Origin of the sequence: Curtobacterium sp. 8I-2 (assembly GCF_902506155.1) — a bacterium.
Classification (GTDB): Bacteria; Actinomycetota; Actinomycetes; order Actinomycetales; family Microbacteriaceae; genus Curtobacterium; species Curtobacterium poinsettiae.
In genome coordinates this window covers 2049716-2065400 of the sequence record NZ_LR732827.1, presented here as the reverse complement: position 1 = coordinate 2065400, position 15685 = coordinate 2049716, and the positions used below count along the sequence as shown (strand labels likewise).

Below are 15685 nucleotides of genomic sequence, written 5' to 3'. Positions count from 1 at the left end.
CCCGCCGACGAAGCGGTACCGCTGGCGTACGGTTGGTCGAGCGATGGCCACGACGGGGAACGACTCATTCGACTTCCGGTCCGTCCTGCTGTCCGGGTTCCTGCCCGCAGCGCTCTTCGCGATCGGCGAGGGCGCGATCATCCCGATCATCCCGATCGCCGCCGACTCGCTCGGTGCCAGCCTGGCGTTCGCGGGCTTCGTCGCCTCGCTCATCCTGGTCGGCGAGCTCATCGGCGACGTGCCGTCCGGTATCGTCGTCGCCCGCATCGGTGAGCGGAACGCGATGATCGGCGCCGCACTCGTCTCGGTGGTCGGGCTCGTGGTCGCCACGACGGCCACGAACGCCTGGGTCCTGGCACTCGGGGTGTTCCTGGTCGGTGTCTCCACCGCGGTCTTCGCCCTCGCTCGGCACGCCTACATGACCACCGCGATCCCGCTGCGGATCCGCGCCCGGGCGTTGTCGAGCCTCGGCGGCGTCTTCCGCTTCGGCTACTTCGTCGGGCCGTTCATCGCCGCCGGTGTCATCCACCTGACCGGCACCACCAGCAGCGCCTTCTGGATCCACGTCGTCTGCTGCCTGGCGGCAGCGGTCGTGCTCCTGGTGCTGCGCGACCCGGCGACGGGCACACGCGGTCTGCGGTTGCCGCCACGGGCCTCCAGGCGGTCGACCGGCCACGGGGCGGACGCGAGCGGCCACGCGACCGAACCGCCCGCCGACACGGGCGCGCAGTTCGTCCAGCAGGAGGCGCAGGGGCTCTTCCGCACCATCCGCGCGAACGGGGCGGTCCTGCTGCGGCTCGGCAGCGGCGCCGGCCTGATCGGCGCGATGCGCGCCGGGCGGCAGGTGATCCTGCCGCTGTGGGCGGTGAGCGTCGGCCTCGACGACTCGACCGCGGCGCTGGTGATCGGCATCGCCGGAGCGGTCGACTTCGCGCTGTTCTACACGAGCGGGCAGATCATGGACCGCTGGGGGCGGCTCGCGAGCGCCCTGCCCTGCATGCTCGGCCTGAGCATCAGCTACTTCCTGCTCGCCTGGAGTGGCCACCTGGACGCCCGGGTCGGCTGGTTCGTCGCGATCGCGATGGGCATGTCGCTGGCGAACGGCGTCGGTTCCGGCATCCTCATGACGCTCGGCGCGGACCTCGCCCCGCGCGACGCCCCGGCACCGTTCCTGGGGGCGTGGCGGTTCACCGGCGACTTCGGGTCGGCGGCGGCACCGCTCCTCATCTCCGGCGTGACCGCCGTCGCCTCCATCGCGGTCGCGAGCGGTGTCATGGGCGTGCTCGGCCTGGTCGGCGCGGGCATCCTGCTCCGCTACGTGCCCCGGTACCTGCCGCGCCCGTTGCGCTGACGCACGGCGCGCACCGTGCGCGCTGTCGCTTCGTGGCGCACCGTGCGTGCTCCTCCGCTCCGTGCGCCGTTGACCGCACCGTGCGCATCCACAGCGCCGCACCCAGCCGCCAAGGTCGCACCGGGTGGCGGATCGCGCACAGTGCGTCCCACGGCCTGGAGGCCCGGTGCACGTCCGCCGCGCACCCCGCGGTCGGTAGACTGCCGCTGCTCGCGGGAGTGGTGGAATCGGTAGACACGCAGGATTTAGGTTCCTGTGCCCCAGGCGTGAGGGTTCGAGTCCCTCCTTCCGCACCGAGTCCCCCCTGCCACACGGTTGCGGTCATCCGCACGCCTCGAGCAGGTCATTCCCGCGAGGGATGGCCCGGCCACTCCCGGGCGGTACCCTCGTCCCGCGGGTGTCCTCCCCGTGACCCCCGCCTCCACGACCGGAAGAACCATGCACTCCGTCGCACTCGCCCTGATCCCGTGGCTCGATCCGCAGTACATCCTCGACCACTTCGGGGCCATCGCCGTGCTCGTGGTCTGCGCGATCGTGTTCGCCGAGACCGGTCTGCTCATCGGCTTCATCTTCCCGGGCGACAGCCTGCTGGTCATCACCGGTCTGTTCGCCTTCGACCGCGGCGGCGAGATCGGCGGCATCCCGATCTGGGTCGCAGCGCTGATGATCGGCGCTGCCGCGTTCCTCGGCGGCGAGCTCGGGTACTACATCGGCAAGAAGGCCGGGCCACCGATCTTCGAACGCAAGGACAGCGGGCTCTTCTCGAAGGCGAACGTCGAGCGCACCAACGCGTTCTTCCACCGCTTCGGCCCCCTGGCCGTGATCCTGGCGCGCTTCGTGCCGGTCGTCCGCACCTTCGCGCCGATCGCCGCGGGCGTCGGCCGGATGGACTACAAGAAGTACTCGCTCTACAACGCCATCGGCGCCGTGGTCTGGGGCGTGGGGGTGACGTTCCTCGGGTACTTCATCGGGCACATCCCCTTCGTGGCGCACATCGTCCGCGAGTACATCGACATCATCCTGCTGGCCGCCGTCGTCGTGACCGTCGTGCCGATGGCGCTGACGTACCTGCGCAACGCCCGCAAGGCGAAGCACGCGAACGAGGCCGAGGCCGCCGCGACCCCGACGGTCGACCCGACGCTCTAGTCGCAGCACCGACTGTCCGGCGCGTCCGCGCGTCGACGGACAACGAAGTCGCCCCGGACCACGTGATCACGTGGTCCGGGGCGACTTCGGTCGTTCGGATCGGAACGGGCGCCGGCGCTCAGACGCCGAAGTGCTCCCGGACGACCGGCGCGATCCCGCGGAACGCCTTGCTGCGGTGCGACAGCGCGTTCTTCTCGTCGCGGGTGAGCTCCGCCGACGAACGATCCGCGTCGTCCGGCCGGAACACCGGGTCGTAGCCGTGGCCGCCGTCGCCGACGGGTTCGGTCAGGACCTCGCCGTTCCAGACGGCCTCGACCACGTGCTCCTGACCGTCGGGCGTCACGAACGCGGCCGCGCACACGAAGGCAGCGGTGCGCTCGACGACGCCGTCCAGGTTCTGCAGCAGCAGCGCGATGTTGTCGGCGTCCGACCGGGTGCCGGCGTACCGAGCCGAGTGGATGCCCGGTGCGCCGTCGAGTGCGTCGACGGCGATGCCGGAGTCGTCGGCGAGCGCCGGCAGCCCCGTGTGGGCGACCGCGGCACGGGCCTTGATCAGGGCGTTCGCCGCGTAGCTGTCGCCGTCCTCGACCGGCTCCGGACCGTCGTACCCGACGAGTTCGACGCCCTCGCCCAACGCCGACCCGAGGATCTCGCGCAGTTCGACGACCTTGCCCTGGTTGTGGGTGGCCAGCACCACCTCGCGGGACGTCACGCCAGGCCCAGGACCGAACGCTGGATCGCCGCGAGCGACTGGTTGCCGGCCAGGCCCAGGTCGAGCAGGACGTTCAGCTCGTCGCGGTCGAACGGCGCGTGCTCGGCGGTGCCCTGCACCTCGATGAACTTGCCCGACCCCGTCGTGACGATGTTCATGTCGGTGTCGGCGGCGGAGTCCTCGGTGTAGGCCAGGTCGAGCATCGGCTCGCCGCCCACGATCCCGACCGAGATCGCCTGCACGCTGTCGGTGAGCGGCGTCGCCTTCTTCGCGATGAAGCCCTTGGCGCGGCCCCACTCGATCGCGTCGACCATCGCGACGTACGCGCCCGTGATCGACGCCGTGCGGGTGCCGCCGTCGGCCTGCAGCACGTCGCAGTCGATGACCAGGGTGTTCTCGCCCAGGGCCTTCGTGTCGACGACGGCCCGGAGCGACCGGCCGATCAGGCGGGAGATCTCGTGCGTGCGGCCGCCGACCTTGCCCTTGATGGACTCGCGCTGCATGCGCTCGTTCGTCGACCGCGGCAGCATCGAGTACTCGGCGGTGACCCAGCCGGTGCCCTTGCCGGCGAGCCAGCGGGGCACGCCGTTGGTGAACGAGGCGGTGCAGAGCACCCTGGTGTCACCGAACGAGATGAGCGCGCTGCCCTCGGCCTGCGAGCTCCACCCCCGCTCGATCGTGACGGGACGGTGGTCGTTGGCGGTGCGGCCGTCGACGCGGAGTGTGTCGGTCATGGGGTCCTTTCGGTGCGGGGCAGCGTGATGGCCCCCGTCTGGAGGTGGCCGACGCTCGAGACCTCGGGTCCGAGGAAGCGCCGGGCGAGCCGGATGAAGCCGTTCTTGTCGTCGCCCGTCGCCTCGAACGAGTAGGTCGGGGCGGTGGTCGCGGTGCGCTCGAGCCCGTGCTCCACGAGTCGGCGGTAGACGTCGTTCGCGGTCTCCTCGGCGCTGGAGACGAGCGTGACCTCCGGACCCATGACGAACTGGATCGCGGCGGACATCAGCGGGTAGTGGGTGCAGCCGAGCACCAGGGTGTCGACGTCGGCGGCGCGGATCGGGTCGAGGTACCCGGCCGCGACCGCACGGAGCGACGGCGACGAGGTGTCACCCGCCTCGACGAACTCGACGAACCGCGGGCACGCGGCCGTGGTCAGCCTGACGTCGGCGGCGACCACGAAGGCGTCCTCGTAGGCGCGCGACGCGATGGTGCCGACGGTGCCGATGACCCCGATGCGGCCCGTCCGGGTCTGCTTGACGGCGGCGCGGGCAGCCGGCTGGATGACCTCGACCACCGGGATGCCGTACGCCTGCTCGTAGCGTTCGCGGGCGTCCCGGAGCACGGCGGACGAGGCGGTGTTGCACGCGATCACCAGCGCCTTGACGCCCTGCTCGACCAGGTCGTCCATGACCTCGAGCGCGTAGCGGCGGACGTCCGCGATGGGCTTCGGACCGTAGGGCGAGTGCACGGTGTCCCCGACGTACCGGATGCTCTCGCGCGGGAGCTGGTCGATGATGGCGCGGGCCACCGTGAGCCCACCGACCCCGCTGTCGAAGACTCCGATCGGTGCATCCGTCACGGCACCAGCGTACCGACGCCCGCCGACGAGCACCGACGCGACCACGCGCGCCACGCTGGCCGGGCGCACGGGGTGATCCGGGCCTCCCCACCGGCACGTCACTAGTGTCGGAGACGTGACCAGCGCGCTCCTGACGGACCAGTACGAACTCACCATGGTCGACGCGGCCCTGAAGGACGGGACCGCCGACCGGCGATGCGTCTTCGAGGTGTTCGCCCGGCGGCTGCCCGACGGCCGCCGCTACGGTGTCGCGGCCGGCCTCGGACGCTTCCTCACCGCCCTCGGCGACTTCCGCTTCGGCGACGAGGAGATCGGGTTCCTGCGCGACCGCGGCGTCATCGACGCCGGCACCGCGGCGTGGCTCGCCGACTACCGGTTCACCGGCGACGTCCGGGCGTACCGCGAGGGCGAGGTGTACTTCCCGAACTCCCCCATCCTGCAGATCGAGGGCACCTTCGCCGAGGCAGTCGTGCTCGAGACCCTCGCGCTGAGCATCTACAACGCGGACTCCGCGATCGCCTCGGCCGCCGCCCGCATGGTCTCCGCCGCAGACGGCCGCCCGCTCGCCGAGATGGGTTCCCGCCGCACCGGCGAGTGGAACGCCGTCGCCGCCGCCCGTGCCGCGTACATCGCCGGGTTCGGCGCGACGAGCAACCTCGAAGCCGGGCGCACCTGGGGCATCCCGACGATGGGCACCGCCGCGCACGCCTTCACGCTGCTGCACGACTCCGAGGAGCAGGCCTTCCGCTCGCAGCTCGACGCGCTCGGCAACGCCACGACCCTGCTCGTCGACACCTACGACATCGAGGCAGCCGTGGAGACCGCCGTGCGGCTCACCGACGGCAAGCTCGGCGGTGTCCGGATCGACAGCGGTGACCTGCCGTCGGTCGTCGCCGCGGTGCGCGCACAGCTCGACCGGCTCGGCGCGACGAGCACGAAGATCACGGTGACGAACGACCTCGACGAGTACACGATCGCCGCACTCCGAGCCGCCCCGGTGGACTCGTACGGCGTCGGGACCTCGGTGGTCTCCGGCTCGGGGCACCCCGCCGCCGGCATGGTGTTCAAGCTCGTGGCACACCGGGACGCCGACGGTGGTGACTGGGTCCCCGTCGCCAAGAAGTCAGCCGACAAGGCGTCGATCGGCGGCCGGAAGGAGGCGGGCCGACGCCTCCGCAACGGCGTCGCCACCGCCGAGGTCGTGCTCACCGGAGCGCAGGTCGGTCCGGATGAGCGACCGCTCCTCGTCCCCGTCGTCACCGGCGGCGAGGTCGACCCGGCGTTCCTCGGCACGCAGGGCGTCGAGGCCGCACGCGCGCACCACAAGCGCGCGAAGGCGGAGCTGCCAGCCGACGCGTCGCGCATCGGACGTGGCGACCCCGCCATCCCGACCCTCGTGATCTGACGTCGCGGCGCGCGCCGCGCACGTCGTGTCGCGTCGCGTCGCGTGCCCGCTTGGTGAGCAGGAATGGTCGCCTGCCCGACGGCGACCCGACCGCTTCTGCTCACGATGCGCAGCCGGCGGACGCGGCAGACGGACAGGAGGCCCGTGGCGGCGTCGCCACGGGCCTCCTGTCCGCCTGTCGGTCGCGTCTACTCGGACTTCATCTTCTCGTAGATCGCCTTGCAGTCCGGGCAGACCGGGAACTTCTCCGGGTCGCGGCCCGGGATCCACTTCTTGCCGCACAGGGCCTTGACCGGCTTGCCGGACAGGGCCGACTGCAGGATCTTGTCCTTCTTGACGTAGTGCGAGAACCGCTCGTGGTCACCGGGTTCGATCGCTTCTTCTTCGAGGAGCTTCTCGAGCTCCCGGTCCATCACGTCGAGGCCGCCGCCTGGTTCCGTCATGCTCATGGCTCCAGGGTACGACGGTCCGCCCTCGGGCGCGCCGCCCGTCCCGCTCGTCGCGCTGTGCCGCTGGGCCGTTAGTCGCGCTGTGCCGCTGGTTGCGTCGTGCCGCTAGTTGCGCTGTGCCGCGGCGAGCAGGTCGGGGCCGCGTCGGTCGAACAGGCGTCCGCCGACGGAGACACCGATGACGAGCACGACGGCACCGACCCCGATGCCCACCAGGAGCGTCAGCACCGACCACGGCTCCGGACCCTGCACGACGGCGAGCACCGCGAGACAGGCGGCGGGGACCGTGCAGAGCACGATGCCGATCACCATGGAGGCCTGCGCCACCGTCGCCGTGACGCCGGCGGCCTGCGGCTGCTGGAACGGGTGATCGCCCGGGCGCACCGTCGGGTACGGCATCAGCACCGACAGGACGCTCGACAGCCCGAGGCCGGACAGCAGTGCACTCGCACTCACACCGATGAGCAGCGGGAACGCCGCCCAGTCGCCGAACAGCCGTGCGGAGAGCGCGGCGCCGGCGACGATCGCGGGCGCTCCCACGACCAGCACGGGCACGACGCGACCGAGCCGATCGCTCCACCCGGGCGCACCGGAGGCGACGTGCAGCCACACGGCCGTGTTGTCGTAGGAGACGTCGTTGTGCGGCAGGAACCCGGCGATGAGGGCCATCAGCGGCAGCGGCACGAGCGCGGTCCACTGCCACGGCACCCCGGCGACACCGAGCGGGATCACGACGATCGGCACGAGCAGGATGATCAGGTACGACGTGCGGTACCGCGGGTCGCGCACCCAGTAGGTGAGCGCCCGGGCGGCGACGGCGGACACCGGGGCCGACCCGAAGCGGTCGAACCAGCCGAGGCCCTGGTACCGGCGAGTGCGGGGTCGGTCGTCGACGGTCTCGAGGGCACGGCCGACGAGCGACCACCACGCCCACGCGAGGAGTGCGACGACGACGACCGCGATCAGGAGCTTCAGGAGGCCGGCACCGACGTGGCCGCTCGCGACCTCGGCCGGCACGGCCCAGGCGGCGCCCCAGGGGGTCCACCCGGCGACGTCCGCGACGCGCTGCATCTCGGCGCCCTGCGGGTCGAGCCACTCGACGCGCAGCAACAGCGCCACCGTCGGGATCGAGAGGACGACGATGACGAGGGCCACCAGCCACCCGGCGTCCCGGGAGCGGTCCGGGCCGATCAGCCGCGAACCGACGGTGCAGCACACCCGGATCAGCAACGCGCAGGTCGCGACGCCGAGCAGACCACCGACGACCGCGAGCAGTCCGAGCCCGGGGTCACGGGCCCAGGCGACGACCTGACCGGCCGCGACGACGACCACACCGATGACGGGGATGCCGACGAGTCCGGCGACCACGAGCCCGATCGCCAGGCGACGTCGCTCGATCCCGAACACGGCGAAGCGCCGCGGGTCGAGCTGGTCGCTCCGCCCGACGACGAGTGGCACGACCGTGAACCCGAAGGCGATCAGGGTGCCGACGGGCACGACCACGGCGCGTGCGACGTCCGGGTCGGCGTCGCCGAGCGCGATCGTCCGCGACGCGACGAACACGGCGGCGAGGAGACCGACGAGGCTGGCGAGCACGACGGCGACGGAACGGCGGGCGGTGCCGCGGACCTCGCCCGCGAGCAGGTCCGCCCTCAGCCGGAGAAGCTGTGCAACCATTCCATGCTCTCTGCGACGACACGACCGCCGGCGAGTTCGACGAACTTGTCCTCGAGGCTCTTGCGGCCGCGGACCTGGGCCATGGTGCCGGACGCCAGGACCTTGCCGCCGACGATGATGGCGACCGAGTCGCAGGTGCGCTGCACGAGCTCCATCGAGTGGCTCGACAGCACCACGGTGCCGCCGCCCCGGGTGTAGCGGCGCAGGATGTCCGTGATCGTCGCGGCGCTCACCGGGTCGACCGACTCGAACGGCTCGTCGAGCACGAGCACCCGCGGTGAGTGGATGAGGGTCGCGGCCAGGGCGATCTTCTTCGCCATGCCGACGGAGTAGTCGGCGACCTGGCGTCCGAGCGCTTCGCCCAGCCCGAAGGCCTCGGCGAGGTCGGCGCTGCGCTTCCGGGCGGTGGTGCCGTCGAGCCCGCGGAGCGTGGCCGAGTAGTACAGCAGCTGCGCACCGGTCAGCCGGTCGAACAGGCGGAGCCGGTCCGGCAGGACCCCGAGGCTCCGCTTCGCGGCCGTGGGGTCGGCCCACACGTCGTGGTCGAGCACGGTCACCGAGCCGGCGTCGGGGCGCAGCAGTCCGGTGATCATCGAGAGGGTCGTCGTCTTGCCGGCGCCGTTCGGGCCGACCACGCCGAAGATCGAGCCCTGCCGGATCTCGAGGTCGACCTCGTCGACGGCCAGGGTCTGTCCGTACCGCTTCACCAGGCCGCTCGCCGCGAGCACCACGGGCTGGAGCGTCTGGGGTTGCTTCGGCGCGGCGGCGCGGGGTGCACGCTTCTTCGCCGCGGGCGAAGCGGCGGTGGTCGCCTGGTCGGCGTCGCCCGTCGCGTCGTCGGCAGCCGTCGGCGCGGGAGGCTCGGCCTCGGTCCGCGGGGCGGCCTTCGTCGGGCGCTTGGTGCGTCCCTTGCCGCCGCGCGCCTTCGCGGGGCGCGGCGCGGCTGCCGGGGTCGGGGCGTCTGCCGGGCCCGGAGCCTCGTCGGAGCGGGCGTCCGTCACGCCGTCGGCGCGGGTGCCCGTCGTCTCGTCGGTGCTGGCGTCCGTCGTCTCCCCGGTGCGGGTGACCGTCGTCTCGCCGGTCATCGCGTCATCAGTGGCGGTGTCGTCCGCATCCGTGTCCCCCGTGTCGTCGTCTGCTGCGTCCTCCGCAGCCGCGGCGGTGTCCGCGTCGTCGGCGTCCCCCGCCTCGGTCATCCAGGCAGCGTCGGCCGTGGCGTACACGTCCTCGTTCTCTGCTCGCGCTGGCATCGACCCACCGTACCAACGGTCTCCGACCGGCGGGGACCGAGTCGGCCAGGGTCACGAATTGAGTACGAAGCGCGCCGACCCGTACCCAGCGAGGGGGTGTTTCCGTATCATTCACCAGGGCACGAAGGAGTGTTCACCACTTGGAAACCTGCTCCAGCAGGCGATCCCGGCGGCCTCCTCGCAGCGACTTCCACGTCGACGCGACCGGTTCTCGGGCAACTCGGACGTTGGAAGCGCAGACTCGACGAGGCCCGCCCGTACCCCAGGGTGCGCGGGCGGACACCAGAAGGGACCAGCATGACCACGCAGATCGTGATCCTCGCAGCGGGGATGGGCAGCCGGCTCGGCCGCAGCCTGCCGAAGCCGCTCACGGAGCTCAGTGACGGCCGCACCATCATGCAGCAGCAGTTCGACAACATCCGCGCCGCGTTCGGTTCGAGCGCCCGCGTGACGATCGTCGTCGGCTACAAGTCGGAGCACATCGTCGAGGCCTTCCCCGAAGCGAACTTCGTCTACAACGAGTCGTACGACTCCACGAACACCTCGAAGAGCCTGCTGCGCGCGCTCAAGGCCACCGGCAAGAGCGGTGTCCTCTGGATGAACGGCGACGTGGTCTTCGACCCGATGGCGCTCGTCCGTGCGGCCGACATGATCGACGAAGGCCGTTCCTTCGTCAGCGTCAACACCGACAAGGTCTCCGACGAAGAGGTCAAGTACACGGTCGACGCCGAAGGCTTCATCCACAAGCTGTCCAAGCAGGTCGTCGGGGGTCTCGGCGAAGCCGTCGGGATCAACTACGTCTCCGCGGCCGACAAGCAGGCCCTCATCCGTCAGCTCGGTCGCGTCGACGACCAGGAGTACTTCGAGGGCGGCATCGAAGCTGCCATCGCCGAGGACGGGCTACGCTGGACGCCGATCGACATCTCCGACCTGTACGCGGTCGAGATCGACTTCGCCGAGGACCTCGAGCGCGCGAACAACCTGTTCGCCTGAACCACCCGTCAGGACCCCTCGGCGGTTCCGCCCGAAGGGAAACCGTGACCACAGCGAGTGCGCCGACCGCGCCCGCGGCTGCCGCACCTGCGAGCGCCCGGAGCGCCGGTCGGCGCTATCGTCAGGCCCTCTGGCTGCTGACCGTCCGCGACCTCCGCGTCCGCTACTCGACGTCAGCGCTCGGCTACGTGTGGTCGATCCTCGACCCGCTCGTGATGTCGGGGATCTACTGGTTCGTCTTCACGCAGGTCTTCCACCGCGGTTCCGTCGGTGAAGATCCGTACATCGTGTTCCTGCTGTCCGCGCTGCTGCCGTGGATGTGGTTCACCGGCGGGGTCTCGGACTCCACCCGGGCGTTCATCAAGGAATCGAAGCTCATCCGCTCCACCACCATCCCCCGCACGATCTGGGTGGCACGGATCGACGCGTCGAAGGGCATCGAGTTCCTGCTGAGCCTGCCGGTCCTGGCGGCCTTCGCGATCGCGACGGGTGCGCACCTGCACTGGCAGGTCGTGTTCTTCCCGTTGGCGATCGTGCTGCAGTGCGCGCTGGTCTACGGCCTGGGGCTCATCGTCGCGCCGCTCGTGGTCTTCTTCCGCGACCTCGAGCGGGCCACCAAGCTCGTCCTGCGGTTCCTGTTCTACGCGTCCCCGATCATCTACGGCACCCACGCGCTGCCCTCTGCACTGCGCGACATCGCCGCGGTCAACCCGCTCACCGGCATCTTCGGCATGTACCGTGCGGCGTTCTTCCCGGGCCAGCTCGACTGGCTCGAGGTCTGCGCGTCGGTGGTCGTGACCGGCATCGTGCTCGTGATCGGGTTCGCGGTGTTCCGCCGCAGCGAGCACCGCGTGCTGAAGGAGCTGTGATGACCGCGACCGACCAGACCCGGCGCACCGAGACCGTCGCACCGGTCATCTCCGTCCGCGGCGCCGGCATCTGCTTCAAACGCAACCGTCGGGCGAGCCGGAACTTCAAGGACCTGTTCGCCGGGCGTGGACGCCGCAAGCGCGCCGACGAGTTCTGGGCCCTGCGCAACGTGTCGTTCGACGTCCGCCCGGGCGAGGCGATCGGGGTCGTGGGACGGAACGGCCAGGGCAAGTCGACCCTGCTGAAGCTGGTGGCCCAGGTCATGTTGCCCGACGAGGGCCGCGTCGACGTGGGCGCCGGCGTCGCGCCGCTCATCGAGATCACCGGTGGGTTCGTCGGCGACCTCACGGTCCGGGACAACGTGTACCTGACGGCCGGTCTGCACGGCATGTCACGGGCCGAGATCCGCGATGCCTTCGACGAGATCATCGAGTTCGCCGAGATCGCGGACTTCGTCGACACCCCGTACAAGCACCTGTCGAGCGGCATGAAGGTCCGCATCGCGTTCGCCGTGATCTCCCGGCTCGACGAACCGGTCATCCTGGTCGACGAGGTCCTGGCCGTGGGCGACAAGGCCTTCCGCGAGAAGTGCTACAAGCGCATCGAGGAGCTCCTGGCCGGCGGTCGGACGCTGTTCTTCGTCTCCCACAGCGACAAGGACCTCCGTCGTTTCTGTGATCGCGGGCTCTACCTCGACAAGGGTCGTCTGCAGCTCGACGGCACCATCGAGGCCGCGCTCGCCCGGTACGCGGCGGACTACGGCTCCTGACCGGCCGGGGTACTCCCCCGCACGAACGCGCGCACCGGTGGCCCCCTCCACAGCCCCCGGTCCTCGTGGCCGCAACCGGGGTCCCGCCGTCGGACCCTCCCCCTAACGTTCCCCCCATGCACCACCCACCAACCGCGTACGCCGTCCCGTTCGCCGTCGACCGATCGCACGCACCGCGCCGGTACGACCTCGTCAACACCGGCTCCGAGCCGGTCGACGGGCTCTCCCTCACCCATCTGGGCAACGGCTACTGCCCACCGCTCGCGGTGCGTCGCCTCGACCCGGGCCGTTCGCTGTCCCTGGCGGTCTTCGGTGCCGACCCCGAGGACACCGGGGTCGTCATCGTGCGGTGGCGCCGACCCGACCGCTCCGAGTACCTCTGGCGGATGTCGCTCGTCGGGCCGGGCCTCCAGCCGTGACGCGGCCCGAGCACCCGGCACCGGACGTCCGGGGTGACGACGGAGCGTCAGCGCCCGTCGCGTTCGGCGGCGACGGTCCGCCACCGTTCCAGCAGCCACTCCACGGCGGCGTGGAACCGCTCCGTGGCGGCGCCCGGCGTCGTGTCGCCGAAGTACCGGGCGACCCAGTGCTGCAGACGTGCGAGCTCCTCGGCGTCGCTCGCAGCGGCGTCGACGCGGGCGATCACCGATGTGGCGTCGGCCGCGGTCAACCAGTTCGCGTCGCTCAGGTACCCACGCTCGTCGACGTCGGCCTCGGGCGAGACCGGACGCGTGACGATGAGCGGCTTGCCCACCGCGAGCCGGTCGTAGATCATCGCGCTGATGTCGGTGATCGCCACGTCGGCGTCCGCCAGCTGCCAGCCCAGGTCACCACCGTCGTCGTACAGGTGGTGCGCCGCAGGGTCGGCGGTGTTCGCGGCGCTGATCGCCGCGACGATCCGTTCGTGCGCCGCGCGGTACGCCGGGTCGAGCACGCCGCTGCGCGGGTGCGGGCGGTACACCAGACGGTGTCGGGGCGACGCGAGCACCTGGTCCGCGATGACCGTGCCGTGCGACGCGATCGACCCGTACGCCGCGGTGCCGCGGTCGCCCTCCCACGTCGGGGCGTAGAGCACGACGGTCCGGTCGTCGTCCGGGTACGGAGCCGCTCCGGCGAAGTGGTCGGCCTGCGGGCGTCCGATCGCGATCGTCCGGGCGTCCAGGTCGTAGTCCCACAGCGCCTCGGCCAGTCGGTCACGCGCGGCATCGCCCGCGACCAGGGCGTAGTCGTACGCCTTGAACTGGTTCGTGGTCATGTACATCTTGTCGCTCTCGCCGTGGTTGACGAAGACGTGCCACATCCGCCCGTACCGCATCATCTGGAAGTTGCGGGCGTTCTGGTTGACGTACAGCACCACCTTCGGCGCCTGGGTGTCGACGAAGTGCTCGAGGTCGACCACCTGCCGGGCGTAGACCGCGGGCACGGGCGACTCGTCGAGCAGCGTCAGCATGGTCCCCGGGCTCCGCGAGATGATCGCCACCGGGTGCGTCTTCGCGAGCTCGGCCAGCGGTGCGTACCACTGACGCACCTGGTACATGTTGACCGGGCCGTCGGCGAAGTACACGGCGATCTCGATCGAACCGGGCTTCGGCTGCCGCGCGGACGGCAGTCGCTGTGCGAGCTGACGACGGCTCCGGCGTGACGTCAGGAGTCGCTCGGCGAGCCGCAGTGCGGTCCGTAGGTCGCTGATGATCGACATGGTGCTTCTTCCGGGTCTGCTCTGGCGGGACGGGGCTGACGGGTCAGACGACCGGTGGCCGCCCTGCGATGGTCATCCGTGCGACTGTGAGCCAGCCCATCGGGCGGGCCGGTCCGCAGTCGGTCGTCCAGCCTTCACGGATCGCTCCGAACCAGGTGGCCAGCCGGCGGGGATGACGCCACCAACGCGCGACCTGGATCACGGCCCACGACCCCACGTACAGCGGCCGCAGCACCGCCGGCAGGTTCCGGCGAGCGAGCCACACCCGGTTGCGGGCGTTCAACCGGTAGTACTCGGCGTGCCGTGCCGGGTCGATAGCGGGGTGGTGCGCGACGAGGTCCCCGGCGTACCAGGTCCGTCGCCCGGCGTCCCAGACGCGCCAGGCGAGCTCGATGCCCTCGTGGGCGTAGAAGTACTCGGCGCCCCAGCCACCGACGACCCGGTACACGTCCATCGGCAGCACGACGGCGCCTTCCCAGACCGAGAAGACCGGCGACGAGTGGTCCGGTTCGCCCTTGCGGATGCGCGGCACCCACCGGCGCGGGTTCGCGGCGCCCGTGGGGTCGACGACCCGTGGTTGCACGAGGCCCAGCGACGGGTCGTGCTCGAACAGCGCGATCGCGTCACGCAGGAACGTCGGCGACGGCACGGATGCGTCGTCGTCGAGGAAGAACACGTAGTCGCCGTCGACGGCCTCGGCCCCGGCGTTCCGCCCCGCCGGGATCCCGACGTTCTCGGGCAGGGCCAGCGCGCGCACGCCGTCCGGCAGCCCGGTCGGCGCCCAGCCGTTGCCGACGCAGACGACGTCGAGCTCGACACCCTGCTGCGCGAGCACACTGTCCAGACCGCGGCGCAGGTCGTCCGGCCGGGTGCCCTGCGACAGGCTCACGACGGCGACGCGCGGTCGTTCGCGGTGCACCACCGCGTGGCGACGGCCGGTGCCGGGGACGGTCGTGCCCTCGGTCACGCCTTGACCCGCTTCGACGCGATGATCGCCAGGAAGTGCCCGGCCGTCGCGAGCACGGCCAGCGGCAGCAGTGCACCGACCAGGATCCGGCTGGCCAGCGGGTCGCCGATCACCAGGGCGACCAGGGCGAAGACGAAGGCGAGCATGCTCAGCTCGACCGAGTGGTACAGACGGTGGAACGGCAGGAACTTCGCCAGTCGGCGGAGCGAGGCGAGCTTGCGGCCGGACGGCGCGGTGGAGGCGTCCCGCCGGTCGACCAGCTTGTCGAGCCCGGCGTTCGCGCGGGCCACGTGCACCATGTCGTTGAGGGCCTTGTTCAGCACGATGACCAGGCCGAGTGCGCAGCCGATGGTGGTCCACATCCAGTCCGCGTCGTGGATCGGCCACGTGGCGGCCCGGATGCCGAGCGCGACCGGGATCAACCCCTCGGTCGTGTAGTGCCCGACCTTGTCCAGGAACACACCGGCGGGCGACTTGGTGCCACGCCACCGCGCGACCTCGCCGTCCGAGCAGTCGACGAGCATCTGCAGCTGGCCGAGCACCAGCGCCAGTGCCGCGCCCCAGATGCCCGGGATCAGCAGGGCGGCAGCGACGCTCCACCCGACCAGGATCATCAGGCCGGTGACCTGGTTCGCACTGACACGGGTCTTCAGGAGCACCCAGGTCAGGTACGGCGAGACGTCGCGCAGGTACAGCGATGCGGTCCAGTGCTCGGCGTTGGCGCGCGCACGGACCTCGTCCGGCTGGGCGACGGCGCGGAGTTCGGCGATCGAGGTCGGCCGTGCGGATCCGCGGCCGGTCGTGGGCTGGTCGGTCATTCG

Annotated in this window: 15 protein-coding genes, 1 tRNA gene and 1 pseudogene; 8 read left to right on the top strand and 9 right to left on the bottom strand. The window is 71.2% G+C overall.

Annotated features, from left to right (window positions below; all coding sequences use genetic code 11):
* Positions 1–43: 43 nt before the first annotated feature.
* The 3 genes from BOSE127_RS13555 to BOSE127_RS13545 all read left to right on the top strand — a co-directional run bounded on the left by BOSE127_RS13555 (position 44) and on the right by BOSE127_RS13545 (position 2497).
* Positions 44–1351 (top strand): MFS transporter, encoded by a 1308-nt coding sequence (locus tag BOSE127_RS13555; RefSeq protein WP_140448458.1) that lies wholly within the window; start codon positions 44–46, stop codon positions 1349–1351.
* A 212-nt stretch (positions 1352–1563) separates the two neighbouring features.
* A tRNA-Leu gene (locus BOSE127_RS13550) sits at positions 1564–1644 on the top strand.
* Between the two features lie 145 nt (positions 1645–1789).
* The gene (locus BOSE127_RS13545) at positions 1790–2497 is read left to right on the top strand and encodes a DedA family protein (RefSeq protein WP_017887011.1); all 708 of its coding nucleotides are present in this window, start codon (positions 1790–1792) and stop codon (positions 2495–2497) included.
* Positions 2498–2615: 118 nt separating this feature from the next.
* On the opposite strand, the gene rdgB is transcribed toward BOSE127_RS13545, so the two are convergent.
* Genes rdgB through murI form a run of 3 tightly spaced genes read right to left on the bottom strand, consistent with a single transcriptional unit; the run spans position 2616 to position 4785 of the window.
* Entirely contained in the window at positions 2616–3209 is a 594-nt protein-coding gene (gene rdgB / locus BOSE127_RS13540; protein WP_042539203.1) for an RdgB/HAM1 family non-canonical purine NTP pyrophosphatase, read from the bottom strand.
* A complete protein-coding gene (rph, locus tag BOSE127_RS13535) occupies positions 3206–3943 on the bottom strand; it encodes a ribonuclease PH (protein ID WP_071251170.1) in 738 nt (245 codons plus the stop codon). Before rph ends, rdgB begins: the two co-directional genes overlap by 4 nt.
* The gene (murI, locus tag BOSE127_RS13530; RefSeq protein ID WP_140448457.1) at positions 3940–4785 is read right to left on the bottom strand and encodes a glutamate racemase; all 846 of its coding nucleotides are present in this window, start codon (positions 4783–4785) and stop codon (positions 3940–3942) included. Before murI ends, rph begins: the two co-directional genes overlap by 4 nt.
* Before the next feature lie 112 nt (positions 4786–4897).
* Here murI and BOSE127_RS13525 point away from each other — a divergent pair.
* Positions 4898–6190, top strand: a pseudogene (locus BOSE127_RS13525) (nicotinate phosphoribosyltransferase); the annotation flags it as partial.
* A gap of 188 nt (positions 6191–6378) precedes the next feature.
* Here the strand turns inward: BOSE127_RS13525 and BOSE127_RS13520 are convergent.
* From BOSE127_RS13520 to BOSE127_RS13510, 3 genes are all read right to left on the bottom strand, one after another.
* Positions 6379–6639, bottom strand: a complete 261-nt coding sequence (locus BOSE127_RS13520) for a DUF3039 domain-containing protein (RefSeq protein WP_017887016.1) — start codon at positions 6637–6639, stop codon at positions 6379–6381.
* Positions 6640–6744: 105 nt separating this feature from the next.
* Positions 6745–8316: an ABC transporter permease gene (locus BOSE127_RS13515; RefSeq protein ID WP_140448456.1), complete on the bottom strand. Its 1572-nt coding sequence runs from the start codon at positions 8314–8316 to the stop codon at positions 6745–6747.
* Positions 8292–9566 (bottom strand): ABC transporter ATP-binding protein, encoded by a 1275-nt coding sequence (locus tag BOSE127_RS13510; RefSeq protein WP_235517723.1) that lies wholly within the window; start codon positions 9564–9566, stop codon positions 8292–8294. The genes BOSE127_RS13515 and BOSE127_RS13510 overlap by 25 nt, the downstream gene beginning before the upstream one ends.
* A gap of 297 nt (positions 9567–9863) precedes the next feature.
* On the opposite strand from BOSE127_RS13510, the gene BOSE127_RS13505 reads away from it, so the two are divergent.
* The 4 genes from BOSE127_RS13505 (at position 9864) to BOSE127_RS13490 (ending at position 12617) form a co-directional block, all read left to right on the top strand.
* A complete protein-coding gene (locus BOSE127_RS13505) occupies positions 9864–10559 on the top strand; it encodes a phosphocholine cytidylyltransferase family protein (RefSeq protein ID WP_017887019.1) in 696 nt (231 codons plus the stop codon).
* A gap of 44 nt (positions 10560–10603) precedes the next feature.
* Positions 10604–11428, top strand: a complete 825-nt coding sequence (locus BOSE127_RS13500; protein ID WP_017887020.1) for an ABC transporter permease — start codon at positions 10604–10606, stop codon at positions 11426–11428.
* Positions 11428–12198, top strand: a complete 771-nt coding sequence (locus tag BOSE127_RS13495) for an ABC transporter ATP-binding protein (RefSeq protein ID WP_017887021.1) — start codon at positions 11428–11430, stop codon at positions 12196–12198. The genes BOSE127_RS13500 and BOSE127_RS13495 overlap by 1 nt, the downstream gene beginning before the upstream one ends.
* Positions 12199–12314: 116 nt before the next feature.
* Positions 12315–12617, top strand: coding sequence for a hypothetical protein (locus BOSE127_RS13490; protein ID WP_017887022.1), 303 nt, complete (start codon positions 12315–12317; stop codon positions 12615–12617).
* Between the two features lie 47 nt (positions 12618–12664).
* On the opposite strand, the gene BOSE127_RS13485 is transcribed toward BOSE127_RS13490, so the two are convergent.
* The 3 genes from BOSE127_RS13485 to BOSE127_RS13475 are packed head-to-tail and all read right to left on the bottom strand — an operon-like array spanning position 12665 to position 15682.
* Positions 12665–13897, bottom strand: a complete 1233-nt coding sequence (locus tag BOSE127_RS13485; protein ID WP_159557611.1) for a CDP-glycerol glycerophosphotransferase family protein — start codon at positions 13895–13897, stop codon at positions 12665–12667.
* A 43-nt stretch (positions 13898–13940) separates the two neighbouring features.
* Positions 13941–14864 carry a glycosyltransferase family 2 protein gene (locus tag BOSE127_RS13480; RefSeq protein ID WP_371830557.1) on the bottom strand — a complete coding sequence of 308 codons (924 nt, stop codon included), beginning with the start codon at positions 14862–14864 and terminating at the stop codon, positions 13941–13943.
* Entirely contained in the window at positions 14861–15682 is an 822-nt protein-coding gene (locus tag BOSE127_RS13475; RefSeq protein WP_071251162.1) for a CDP-alcohol phosphatidyltransferase family protein, read from the bottom strand. Before BOSE127_RS13475 ends, BOSE127_RS13480 begins: the two co-directional genes overlap by 4 nt.
* Positions 15683–15685 lie beyond the last annotated feature (3 nt).